Origin of the sequence: Paenibacillus humicola (assembly GCF_028826105.1) — a bacterium.
Taxonomy (GTDB): domain Bacteria; phylum Bacillota; class Bacilli; order Paenibacillales; family Paenibacillaceae; genus Paenibacillus_Z; species Paenibacillus_Z humicola.
The window spans coordinates 2,810,334-2,822,000 of record NZ_JAQGPL010000001.1 but is presented as its reverse complement, the minus strand read 5'-3'; the positions used below and the strand labels follow the sequence as shown (position 1 = coordinate 2,822,000).

At 56.4% G+C, this 11,667-nt stretch carries 10 protein-coding genes; 4 read left to right on the top strand and 6 right to left on the bottom strand.

Annotated features, from left to right (window positions below; translation table 11 throughout):
• Window positions 1-157: 157 nt before the first annotated feature.
• Both PD282_RS13075 and PD282_RS13070 read right to left on the bottom strand, forming a co-directional pair.
• Window positions 158-1,453, bottom strand: coding sequence for a UDP-glucose dehydrogenase family protein (locus tag PD282_RS13075; RefSeq protein ID WP_274651117.1), 1,296 nt, complete (start codon window positions 1,451-1,453; stop codon window positions 158-160).
• Window positions 1,450-2,451: a sugar phosphate nucleotidyltransferase gene (locus tag PD282_RS13070; RefSeq protein WP_274651116.1), complete on the bottom strand. Its 1,002-nt coding sequence runs from the start codon at window positions 2,449-2,451 to the stop codon at window positions 1,450-1,452. Before PD282_RS13070 ends, PD282_RS13075 begins: the two co-directional genes overlap by 4 nt.
• Window positions 2,452-2,633: 182 nt before the next feature.
• On the opposite strand from PD282_RS13070, the gene PD282_RS13065 reads away from it, so the two are divergent.
• Window positions 2,634-3,659 carry a glycosyltransferase gene (locus tag PD282_RS13065; RefSeq protein WP_274651115.1) on the top strand — a complete coding sequence of 342 codons (1,026 nt, stop codon included), beginning with the start codon at window positions 2,634-2,636 and terminating at the stop codon, window positions 3,657-3,659.
• The gene (locus PD282_RS13060; protein ID WP_274651114.1) at window positions 3,652-4,350 is read left to right on the top strand and encodes a glycosyltransferase family 2 protein; all 699 of its coding nucleotides are present in this window, start codon (window positions 3,652-3,654) and stop codon (window positions 4,348-4,350) included. Before PD282_RS13065 ends, PD282_RS13060 begins: the two co-directional genes overlap by 8 nt.
• A gap of 85 nt (window positions 4,351-4,435) precedes the next feature.
• Here PD282_RS13060 and PD282_RS13055 read toward each other — a convergent pair whose 3' ends face one another.
• A complete protein-coding gene (locus tag PD282_RS13055; protein WP_274651113.1) occupies window positions 4,436-5,752 on the bottom strand; it encodes a nucleotide sugar dehydrogenase in 1,317 nt (438 codons plus the stop codon).
• Window positions 5,753-5,863: 111 nt separating this feature from the next.
• On the opposite strand from PD282_RS13055, the gene PD282_RS13050 reads away from it, so the two are divergent.
• Complete coding sequence (locus PD282_RS13050) at window positions 5,864-6,688, top strand: glycosyltransferase family 2 protein (protein WP_274651112.1); 825 nt, start codon at window positions 5,864-5,866, stop codon at window positions 6,686-6,688.
• Window positions 6,689-6,694: 6 nt separating this feature from the next.
• Here the strand turns inward: PD282_RS13050 and PD282_RS13045 are convergent, their stop codons facing one another.
• Window positions 6,695-7,429 carry a YheC/YheD family protein gene (locus tag PD282_RS13045; RefSeq protein ID WP_274651111.1) on the bottom strand — a complete coding sequence of 245 codons (735 nt, stop codon included), beginning with the start codon at window positions 7,427-7,429 and terminating at the stop codon, window positions 6,695-6,697.
• Window positions 7,430-7,714: 285 nt separating this feature from the next.
• On the opposite strand from PD282_RS13045, the gene PD282_RS13040 reads away from it, so the two are divergent.
• Complete coding sequence (locus tag PD282_RS13040; protein ID WP_274651110.1) at window positions 7,715-8,731, top strand: DUF3231 family protein; 1,017 nt, start codon at window positions 7,715-7,717, stop codon at window positions 8,729-8,731.
• Window positions 8,732-8,833: 102 nt separating this feature from the next.
• On the opposite strand, the gene PD282_RS13035 is transcribed toward PD282_RS13040, so the two are convergent.
• Window positions 8,834-9,616 carry an SDR family oxidoreductase gene (locus PD282_RS13035; RefSeq protein WP_274651109.1) on the bottom strand — a complete coding sequence of 261 codons (783 nt, stop codon included), beginning with the start codon at window positions 9,614-9,616 and terminating at the stop codon, window positions 8,834-8,836.
• A gap of 62 nt (window positions 9,617-9,678) precedes the next feature.
• Window positions 9,679-11,661 (bottom strand): FAD-dependent oxidoreductase, encoded by a 1,983-nt coding sequence (locus PD282_RS13030; RefSeq protein ID WP_274651108.1) that lies wholly within the window; start codon window positions 11,659-11,661, stop codon window positions 9,679-9,681.
• Window positions 11,662-11,667: the final 6 nt, after the last annotated feature.

Sequence of the window (11,667 nt, the reverse complement as noted above, 5' to 3'; positions counted from 1 at the left end):
AAAGTAATATAACATAAGCAGGGGGGTTCAATATAGGTTTACTAGCGATAGAGTAAACTATATTCACTTTAGATGTCAATTGAAATCTAAAATCGACCCGCGAATGGCCTGAATCCAAAGCCGCCTTTCGCGAGTCGATCCTTTATTTTCCGTGATTTCAATGGTCGTTACCGATGCTGTAATAATCATACCCCAGCTCGCGCATTTGCGCCGCATCCATCATATTTCGACCGTCGTAAAAATGCGGTTGTCCGAGCAGCGGCTTCGCTTTCTCCCAATCGACCCGGCCGAATTCAGACCATTCCGTGCACAGGATGACCGCATCCGCGCCCATCAAAGCGTCCTCAATCGCGGCACAGACCGTCACCGCTTGATAGGGGGAACGATTCGGCAGAACCGCAACCGGATCGTACAAACGTACGTCCGCTTGTTCCAGCAGCAATTGCTCCATAATCCGCAGAGCCGGCGCTTCGCGAATATCGTCCGTTTCCGGTTTAAAAGCAAGCCCGAGAACCGCAATGCGCTTGCCCGCGAAGCCTCCCAGCCGCGACCGCGCCTTGCCGAGCAGATAGGCGAACTGATGACGATTGACTTCCATCACTTGTTCCAGGATTCGAAGCCCGGAATTATGTTTATTGGAGGTCGTGACGAGCTCGGACAAATCTTTGGGGAAGCAGGAGCCTCCGTATCCAAGACCGGCCTGGAGAAAGCCGGGACCGATTCTCGCATCCAGCCCCATTCCTTCGGCTACCGTTTTAACGTTGACTTCAAGCGCGTCGCACAGCTTTGCCAGCTCGTTCATATACGAAATTTTCGTAGCCAGAAACGCATTGGACGCATATTTGATCAGCTCCGCGGCTCTGGGCTTGGTTACGATCAATGGACACGAAAACGACCGGTATAACGTCTGCAGCATTTCCGCGGCGCGCGGGCTGTCGGTGCCGATCACGATCCGGTCGGGCCGCAGCGCGTCTTCCACGGCTCTGCCTTCCCTCAAAAATTCCGGATTGGAGGCAGCATCGAAGGGATACGCCTGCCGCTGCGCCGCTTCGATCCAAGCTTTGACCTGCTCCTGCGTACCGACCGGGACGGTGCTTTTGACAACGACGAGCTTGTACCCGTTCATGGCGCGCCCGATATCCTCCGCCGCCAGCCGGATATAGCGCATATCCGCGCTTCCATCCGCCCCTGCCGGCGTTCCGACGCATATAAAGATGACGTCATGGCCGGCGATCGCCGCTTCTTTGTCCGTTGTAAACCGCAACCGGCCGCTCTGCACATGCTCGGCAATGCGATCCTGCAGACCCGGCTCGTGAAAATGCAGGTCTCCCTTCTTCAGCCGTTCAATCTTGGAAGCGTCAATATCCAGTCCGGTCACCTGCCAGCCGGTTTCGGCAAAAACCATTGCGGTTGTGGAACCGACATAACCCGTACCGATAATCAATACCTTCATGCTTTCTTCACCTCTTCACTGGCAAGGACGCCGGCGACGATGGCGTGCTCGCCGAAAATAACCTGCTTCACCGGGAACGGAAGATGACTGGCGTGAACGCCGTTTAACAGGATGCTGTTTTCGATTTGAACGTTTTCCAGCTTGGAGCCTGCGCCGACCGATACGTACGGCCCGATCCTGCAGTCCTTCAGCACGCAGTCTCTCGCGATCGTTACCGGTTCCAGGATCGTGCAGCGCTCCAGTATAACGGATTCATGAATGTTGTTTTTCGATCCTTTCGCCTCAAGCAGCTTTTGATTGGCCTGCAGCCACCTTTCCATCGTGCCGACGTCGATATTCAGCTGATCGGTGACGCGGTAGCTGACAACGCGGCGCTCCTGGATCAGCCATTGAATCGCGTCCGTTATTTCATATTCGCCCCGCTTCGAAGGCCGGATTTCATCGACCGCGTCAAAGATTGCCGGCGTAAACGCATAAGCGCCCATGACCGCCAAGTTGGACTTGGGCATGGCCGGCTTCTCTTCCAGGCCGACGATGCAGGAATCCCGGATGACCGCGATGCCGTAATCCTGCGGGATTTCAACCTCCGCGAGCAGCAGGGATGCTTGTACACCGCCAAGCTCGATATCGTCCTTCAAATCCTTCAACGAAGCGGATATCAAATTATCCCCGAGCAGCAGCAGAAACGGTTCTTCCGCAATGTAAGCCCGCGCCTGTTTTAACGCATCTGCGATTCCTCTCGGCTCATGCTGATCAATATACGTCAATTCGACGCCCATCGCCCCGCCGTCGCCGAACAAACCGCGGATGTCCGCTTCCTGGGACGGATGAACGACAATGCCGACCTGCCGTATCCCCAGCTCCACGAATTTCATGATCGAAAAATGCAGCAGCGGCGTATTGGCGACAGGCATCAGCGTCTTCGGCCGGCTGCGGGTAAACGGATAGAGCCGGGTGCCTTTTCCCGCACAAAGGATCAGTCCTTTCAACAGCTTCACTCCCCTCTCCATCGATTGCTATTATTCTATGAAAATGATGCTCAATCGGTATAGGCCGTATGCCGAATGCGGCCGGATAACGAAGCTTAAATTGAGGAAAGCGCCGTGACCTGCACGAATGTCCATTCATATTCTACATGGAATGCCTATGGAAGATATTGACCTAAGGAGCTGGGGGACAATTGCGAATTGTTCAAATCTCGACAAATACGATTCCGGTCCCGCCGAAGAATTACGGTGGCACGCAGCGCGACGTTCATTATTTAACGGAAGAACTGGTCAAACGGGGGCATGAGGTGTTTCTGTTCGCAAAGAAAGGCTCGACATCAAACGCGACCCGTACGTTCGAATATGAATCGAATGACCGGCAGGAGCAGCTGGATTTCATTATTAAACACATGCCGCCCGATGTGGACATTATTCACGACCACTATGGGATTGTTGCGAAAGCGAATCCTCCGATTCCGACGATCTGTCAATCACATTCCAAAAGGATCAAGAGCCGCGTGCAGATTCCGGTTTACGTAAGCAAATTCATTTTGCGCAAATACGGGAGACGCAGGGGCTATGCCGTCTATAACGGCATCCGGATGGAGGATTATACGTTTAAGACGGCCAAACGCAAATACCTGCTCTTCCTGGGGAGAATGATCAAGGAAAAAGGCGTTCATCTGGCCATCAAGGTCGCCAAGAAAACAGGCATGAAGCTTATCATCGCCGGAACCTTAAATGACAGAAAATATTTTAATACCCAAATCAAGCCGCATTTGAGCAGCAAAATCCGGTATATCGGCCCGGTTGGCGGAGAACGCAAACGCAGGCTGCTCGCCAATGCCAGCTGTGTCCTGTTCACTTCGACCTGGGATGAGCCGTTCGGCCTGGTCCTGGTCGAATCGCTGGCCAGCGGCACCCCCGTGCTCGGCTTCAGGAGAGGAGCCGTTCCCGAAGTGCTTCGCGGATTGCCGCAGCTCCTCTGCGGCACGACGTCCGGCATGGCGTTCAAGGTCAAACGCCGCAAACAGCTGCCGACCGCACGCAGATGCAGGCGCTATGCCAGAACCCGTTACTCCGACGTCATCATGACCGACCAATTTCTCCGCTTATACCGAAAGGTGATCGATCGAAGGCTGTACCGAATCAGGAAAAATAGTTTATGGAACCGGCGCAAAGCGAAGCTTCAATCCGAGTCGAACGGAGGGAATGGATAAAGTGATCACGGTTATCGCATGCACAATGAGGTCCTCCTTCATCGACAATGTCTTCGAGAATTACGACCGGCAGCTTTGGAAGGACAAACAAATGATCATCGTTTTAAACAACGATAAAATGGACGTTGAGCTTTACCGGCAGCGGGCGCGGCAATATCGGGATAACGAAATCAAAGTGTTCCAGCTTCCGCAAAAGTATAAGCTCGGCAAATGCATGAATTATGCGATCAGCCAAGCCGACGGCGGCATTATCGCCAAGTTTGACGACGACGATTATTACGGTCCGCGGTATTTGCAGGAAGCCGCCCGCGCGATTAAACGCGGCAAAGCCTCCGTCGTAGGCAAACATACCGCCTATCTTTATTTCACGTCAAAACGGGCGCTGATGGTATTCCGCCGCGGCGGCGAATGGAAATACAGGCGCAGCATCAAAGGCGGTACGCTGGTCTTTCGGAAATCGGTATGGAGGAAAGTCCGGTTTCCCGAGTTTAAAAAGGTCGGCTCTGATTCCGGGTGGGTCGGCCGATGCATCCGCAGAGGCTTTCGCGTCTATTCCGTATCCAAACGATATTATGTTTGTATCCGAAGAAAAAACTCCGGCAGCCATACGCAGAAGAAAAGCGTGCGCCGCTATATGGCACAGTGCACGCTTGTCCGCAAAACGAGAAATTTCAAACGTTACGTCAATTAAGATATATCATGATCCGATGCCGGGCGCAGAATTGCAGTCAAGGCCAACCTTTCATCGCCGGTTGACCTTGATCCGGCACAACGTATTATTGCGGCGTTCGACTTCCGTTCCCTAGCGTAACGAGCTTCGCTCCCCGGCGAATTTCTTTCACGGCGTTGCGCGTGTCGTAAACGAACGAGCAGTGCTCGGCAATCAACTGAACCGGCAGTTCGTTATGGTTCGTCAGAATGAGCAGGCAGTCCGCTTCCTCGAGCGCCGCCGCGGTCAGCTCGGTCCGCCGGACGATGCTGCCGGAAGGCAGCTGTACCGAGGGGAGATAAGGATCGTAATAGCGGATGTCGGCCCCTTGCTGAAGCAGAGCTTCCATAATCGCCATCGCGGTCGATTCCCGGGCATCGGCGATATTCGGCTTGTAGGTCACGCCGTATACCAGAATCCGCGCATGGTTCAGCTTTGTCCCTTCAGGCAAATGCCTCCTGATTTCCTGCACGAGATAATCCGGCATCTGACGGTTGATCTGCAGGGCCGTCTCGATAAAGCGGCTGATCTGTCCCGACTGCGCGGCTTTCCATTGGAGGTAAAGCGGATCGACGGGGATGCAGTGCCCGCCAATGCCGGGTCCGGGATAAAAAGCGCTGAAGCCGTAAGGCTTCGTGGCGGCAGCTTCGATAATTTCCCAGACGTTTAAGCTGAGGCGTTCGCACAGCATGGCGAATTCGTTTATGAAGGAGATATTAATGAAACGATAGCTGTTTTCCAGCAGCTTGATCGTTTCCGCCGCTTCCGTGGAGGACACGGGAATCACGCGGTCGAAGACCGTCCGATAGAGATCCGCAACCCGTCCCAAACACGCTTCCGACGTACCGCTGACGATCTTCGCGATCTGGTGAATGCCGCAGTCCCGGTTGCCGGGGTCAATCCGTTCGGGAGAATAGGCCAGATAGAAATCATGCCCCGCCTTTCTGCCGCTCGTTTCCAGCACCGCCCTGATCTGCCCGGAGGTTGTTCCCGGATAAGTGGAGCTCTCAATGATAATCAGCTGGCCGCTTCTCAGCACATGGGAAAGACGTCTGCAGGCATCGAGCAGGAAGCCAAGGTCGGGCGTGCCGTCCGAAGATAAAGGGGTCGGAACGCAGATCATCACTGCTTCGGCCTTTGAAGCCGCATCGTACCGTCCGGTTAATTCCAGCCGGCCGGAGGAAATCTCTTCGAGAAGGTCATGGCCGGAAACATCCTGAACATAGCTGTCCCCCGCCGCAAGCGCCGCTAGCTTGCGCTCGTTCGTATCGATCGCAACGACCCGAAATCCTTTTGCAATAAAACTCATGGCAAGCGGCAAACCGACAAAACCAAGTCCAATGATACAAACGGTGCGCTCCGAGTCCCGGTTGTACGCTGTCATTTCAATTTCTCCTTCCAACGCGGCTCTCTTCTAAACTATGATAAGAGATTCGCGCCGGACTATGCGCATAGCCCGTATATGCAACAATATTAGGACCGGAGGTGAAGATTTTTGTCTCTGAATGAAGATGAAGGCGTCACCGTCATTACGTCTACGATGCGCAAAAATCATAGGGAGAATATTTTCGATAACTTCAATCGTCAATTATGGCAGGACAAAGAGCTCATCGTGATCGTCAACGATAACGGCATCGCCTTGAGCCCCTATCGGGAGCTCGCCCGTCAGCAAAGCAACGTTCGCATCTTTCGCGTCGATGAGCGCAGCAATTTAGGCGCCTGCCTGAATTTCGGAGTTGCCCGCGCACGCTTCCCCTATATCGCCAAATTCGACGACGACGACTACTATTCGCCTCATTATTTGGATGAAGCCATGCTTCTGTTTTCCAAAAAAAAAGCGGACGTCATCGGCAAACGCTCCTGCTTCTTCTTCTTCCCACACCGTTCCGTCCTGCTGCTGCGCAGAACTTCCGTAAAGCCGTACGGGAGGTGCAGACGAATCGCAGGCGCGACCATCATGTTCCGCAAACGAGTATTCAAGAAAGTGTCTTTCTCGACGAAGGTCACGGCAGGTTCCGACGTTCGTTTTATCCGGGCGTGCCTGAGCAACGGCTTCAAGGTGTATACGACCTCTTCCTACAATTTCGCCGCATTCCGCCGCGCAGACCGGCAATCGCATACGTGGAAGGTATCGGAGCAGAAGCTGCTTGGTTCGAAAAACGCGGCGGTCATCCGGACGCCGGACTTCAAGCCGTACGTCGACCGGACAATCGAGCTTCTGCCCCTGCCGCGCGGTCTGGCGTCGAACGGAACGAAGGGGACGAATGGAACGAACGGGACAAATGGGACGAACGGGACGAACGGAAGGTTTGGCGGTTAGGCGTTTTTATTTTTTGGGATACGCTTTGGAATACCGCATGATTTTCTTAAATACTTTCGGATCCGGGTGTTTCCTGAAAATATAAGGGTCCGGCCGCGTATTGACCTCCAGGATCCAGGGATGCATCGATTTATCCATGGCAATGTCCAGGCCGATGACGTAAACGCCCGGGAACGCTTGCTGCATCGCCCTGCCTGCCTGAACGCCAAGCGTCGACAGCGACTGCAGCTTCGCACCCGGCTGGTTCGTATGCGGCCGCAGCAATACATGGGCCGGAACGATTTTGCCCCCGCTGTGGTAATTGGTGACGATTTTGTTTTTTGCGGCGACCCTGCCGATAATGCCGGTCGTTTCCCAGGTCCGGGACGGCGAGTATTGGGCCATGACCCGGAGATCGAACTTTCTCCCTTTAAATTCAAGCAGATGAATCCCCTTCTGAACGAGATAGCGTCTTCCTCCGGTTTGACGCCTGATCGATCGGTACAGTGCCCCGTATCGGCTGAATTTCCGCAGCTTCCTTCCGTGCTGATAGCGGAAACCGCCGCCGTGACGCTTGACCCGCATCACCCCTTTGCCGTAAGTGCCGCGGTCCGGTTTTACATAAACCATTCCGTGCCGCTTCAACTGATCGAATAAGGATGTCCGGGTCATTTTGAGCGTTTCGGGCACGTATTTGGCCAGCTGCGCGTGTTTGCGAATCGCGGCCGTCTTGCTCCACTTGCTCCCTACATAACGAGGCATAAGATCCCCCTTCAAGATTGGAATACTCCTGCATGCATTGCCGTGAGGTGCATGGTCGCCCGTTTCCTGCCCGGCCGGCTTGTCATCGGGCCCGGCATGAACGTATTACAGCCTATTCAGCGCTTTCGCGGTTGTTGCTGGGCTGTTAACGCAGGCAGCCAATTGTGTGCCTCCGATCCCATAAGCGAGGTCAGCGTACAACTTTCTCCTCTTCTGCATAGAACGATGGAAAACGGTGAAAATTAAAGAAAATTTGACCAGGGGGCGGGATGGCTTATTCAATTCATGAAATCGTCAACGTCGAAGGGCAGGAGCGATAAATTAACCGCTGCCGAACAGGGGAAGCTGTGGGCCAGTTATATGGGAAACACCATGTGCATTTGCGTTTTGACCCATATGCTGGAGCATGTCGAGGATCATGAGATTAAAAAAATCGTTGACCGGTCGATGTCCTTATCGAAGCAATTCGTCGCGGAAATCAAAGATATAATGTCCAAAGAGCAGTTTCCGCTGCCGGTCGGCTTTACGGACGAAGACGTCGTAAAAGGAGCTCCGCGTTTGTTCAGCGACGAATTTTGCCTGCATTATTTGAAATACGTCGGCAAAGCGGGCATCAGCCTTTACGGAATCGCCGTCCCTCTTGTCACCCGGCCGGATATTCGCCATTTTTTCACGCATTGCGTCGAATCCGCGCTGGAATTGATAAACGCGGTCAACGAAAACTTGATCGCAAAAGGACTTCTTGCAAAACCGCCCTACACGCCGTACCCGAAGAATGTCGAGTATATCCGGAAACAAAGCTACCTGAACGGTTTTTTCGGGGATGTCCGGCCGCTGCAGGCCATGGAAATTACCCATCTGTACGACAATATCGAGAACAACGCCACAAGCAAAGCGATCCTGATCGGGTTCAGCCAGGTTGCGAGCTCGCAGCAGGCCAAAGCTTATTTTATTCGGGGCAGGGAGCTTGCCGAGAAGCATTACGATCTGCTGTGCAAGGTTCTGGAAAAAGAACATTTGTCCGCGCCGCCGATCGTCGACCCTTATGTTACGACTTCAACGATCGCGCCGTTCTCGGACAAGCTGATGATGTTTCATAAGCTGGATATGTTTACGATGCGCATTCGCTCTTACGGGAACGCGCTGTCGATGTGCGCCAGGCACGACCTCGCCGAGCGTTATGGGCGGATCATGCTGCAGGTCGCGAATTATGTAGAGGACGGAGCCAACATTCTGATCGATAACGGCTGGCTGGAGCAGCCGCCGGAAGCAGCCGACCGCAACGCCCTGGCATCCCCGTGACGGCAAAAAGCCGGCTGCTGACCGCAGCCGGCTTTTGTCATGCTTACAACCCGTTCGCACGGAAGGCGAGGCGCCCGCCGCACTGCGCTTGAACCCGGACGGTCAGCGTCCGTCAGGTCCGTACGCAATCAGCGTCAATCCGCCGTCAACGCCGATGACCTGTCCGGTAATAAAGCTCGCGGCGTCGCTGGCCAGAAACAGCGCAAGGCCCGCCACGTCCTCCGCCTGCGTCAAGCGGCCAAGCGGCGTGCGGCTGGTGACGTTCGCCTTGAACGTGTCGAAGCCTTCCTTGGCATAAAACCGCACCGAATCGGTTTCGACCACGCCGGGGGAGATGACGTTGCTTGTGATCCCTTTCGGTCCGAGCTCCGTGGCCATATAACGCGTCAGCGATTCCAGCGCGGCCTTGGCCGAACCGATATTGGAATAGTTCGGAAGCGTAAATACGCTGCCCAAGCTGGATATGGTGATGATGCGGCCCTTCCGGCCTTCCATCAGCGGAACGGCGCGCTGAACACCGTGCAGCACGCTTTTGATGACGACCTGATACGTCCGGTCGATATGGTAATCTTTCGTATCCATAAGCGGCTTGAACGCCGTGGCGGCCGCATTGGCCATAAAGACGTCGAGCGCGCCCCATTCCTGCTGAATCGTATCGAACATCGCGTCGATTTCGGCCGGGGATTCCAGCTCCGCTTTGCATACGAGCGCCTGCGCGCCAAGCTTGCGTACCTCTTCCGCCGTCTCGTTCGCCGCATCCGCATCCCGGCGGTAATGGATGGCGACATCCGCGCCTTCCTTTGCGAAGGCCAGTGCGGTTGCGCGTCCGATGCCGCGAGAGCTGCCGGTAATGAGCACTTTTTTATCCTTGAACGACTGAGACAATGAAATCGCATCCTTTCAATCTGAGTAAATAGGTCGATAACAGCCGGATTGTTTGCCTGATCTTAAATCTTGGCGGCAATTTCGTAAGCATGGCGAATCGCTTTGGCGGCGTTCAGCTCCGCAGCGTCGCTCACCCCTCCGGCCCATTCGACGCCCGGACGGCCGTCCAGCTCTTCCGCCAATACGACCCGCGGCTCCTGCCCCGTGCACAGCACGACCTGGTCGGCCGGCAAAAACTGCTTGTCCTCGCCGTTCTCCGCCCAGACGCCTTCCGCCGTGATCGAAGCTGCGCGGAAGCCCTTCAACACGTGCACGCCTCGTCGTCTCAGCTCGCCAAGCAGCACCCAGCGGGAGGTCGGCCCGACGCCTTTGGCCACCTTCTCCGAACGGGAAATGAGCGTAATGCTCGTCTCAACCGGGTGCTTCGCTTCGCAGCCGCGCTCTGCGAAGAACGCCTCCACCTCCGGCCGCAGTCTCATCCGTTCGGCGATATAATGGGCGACGTCGCAGCCGATTCCGCCTCCGCCCACGATGACGATCCGCCTGCCGAGCGGCCGGGCTCCCGATAAAATGTCGGGGTAAGCGCACACATGCGGCAGCTCCGCGCCTTCAAGCGCTTCGGAAACATAAGGCTTCACGCCGGTCGCCATAATGACGCGGTCATAGCAATCCAGCTCAGCTGCGGACGGAGCCGTGTTCATCCGCACGTCGACGCCGAGACGCTGGAGGGCGACCCGGTAATAACGCACCGTTTCACGGAATACTTCCTTGCCGGGAATTTGCGAAGCAAGCAGGAATTGTCCGCCGAGACGGTTCTCCGCCTCGTACAATGTCACGCGGTGCCCGCGTTCGGCCGCCGTCTTGGCTGCCTGCAATCCGGCTACGCCCCCGCCGACCACGGCGACCTCAAGCGGCCGGTCCGCCGGCTTCAGGCCGACCGATTCGCTGCCTGTGCGCGGATTGACGAGACAGCCGACCGGCTTGGGCGGATGACCGAGCGTATGGTCCAGGCACGCCTGATTGCAGGAAACGCATAAATTCAGGGCGTCGCGGTCGGCATCCGCGATTTTCCGGGCGAACGAAGGATCGGCCAGCCACGGACGAGCGGGCGCGACAAAGTCCATGTCTCCCCGGGCGACGACCTGCATGGCTATCTCCGGCGTATGGATGCGGTTCGCGCCGATGACCGGAATCGAAACCGCGGCTTTGACGGCGGCCGCGACATGGGCGTACCCGCCTGCAGGCACGATCGCCCCGACCGTCGGGATCGTCGATTCGTGCCAGCCGATCCCCACATTGAGCGCGTCAACCCCGCACTGCTCCAGCCTGCGGGCGAAGCTCAGCGTCTCCTCGCGGGTCGTGCTCCCTTCCATGCAGTCGTCGCCGGACATCCGGTAAATAACGGGGAACTCGCGCCCGACCCGCTCGCGGATGTCGCTGACGATTTCCAGGCACAGCTTCATCCGGGCTTCGCTGTCTCCCCCGTATTCGTCGGTCCGCCGGTTCGTCAGCGGCGACGCGAACTCGTTCAGCAGATAGCCTTCCGAGCCCATAATTTCAATCGCGGCAAAACCCGCAGACGCCGCGAACGCCGCGGCGTCCGCGAACGCTTCTTTCAACCGGGCGATGTCCTCCGCCGTCATCTCGGCGGGCATTTCCTTCGTCAGCCGGGAAGGGACCGGACTTGGCGCAAGCGGCGTGAGGCCCGTCTCCCGGCTTGTGGCATACCGGCCCCTGTGAGCCAGCTGCAGCGCCAGCCGGCCGCCCGATCTGCGGACGGCCGCGGCCAGCTCCTCGAGCTGCCGCCGGTGTTCCGGGTCGGTCAGGCAAAACATGCCGTGACCGCCTCCTTCAGGCAGTACGGCGGCGTTGCCGGTAACGATCAGCGCCGCCCCGCCGCGCACGCGCTCCACATAGAAAGCGATCAGCTGGGGGAGCCGGCTGGGCTCCCCCTCGATCCCCAGATGCATCGCGCCCATCAGAATGCGGTGTTCAAGCGCGAGCGAGCCGATGCGGCCCGGCCTGAGCAGTAGTGGCTGTTCCATCGACAA

Bases quoted from the DNA above. Each gene is read 5' to 3' on its own strand.
- PD282_RS13075 (WP_274651117.1), bottom strand. From the start codon at position 1,453: ATGAAGGTATTGATTATCGGTACGGGTTATGTCGGTTCCACAACCGCA.
- PD282_RS13060 (WP_274651114.1), top strand. From the start codon at position 3,652: ATGGATAAAGTGATCACGGTTATCGCATGCACAATGAGGTCCTCCTTC.
- PD282_RS13055 (WP_274651113.1), bottom strand. From the start codon at position 5,752: ATGACAGCGTACAACCGGGACTCGGAGCGCACCGTTTGTATCATTGGA.
- PD282_RS13045 (WP_274651111.1), bottom strand. From the start codon at position 7,429: ATGCCTCGTTATGTAGGGAGCAAGTGGAGCAAGACGGCCGCGATTCGC.
- PD282_RS13040 (WP_274651110.1), top strand. From the start codon at position 7,715: ATGAAATCGTCAACGTCGAAGGGCAGGAGCGATAAATTAACCGCTGCC.
- PD282_RS13030 (WP_274651108.1), bottom strand. From the start codon at position 11,661: ATGGAACAGCCACTACTGCTCAGGCCGGGCCGCATCGGCTCGCTCGCG.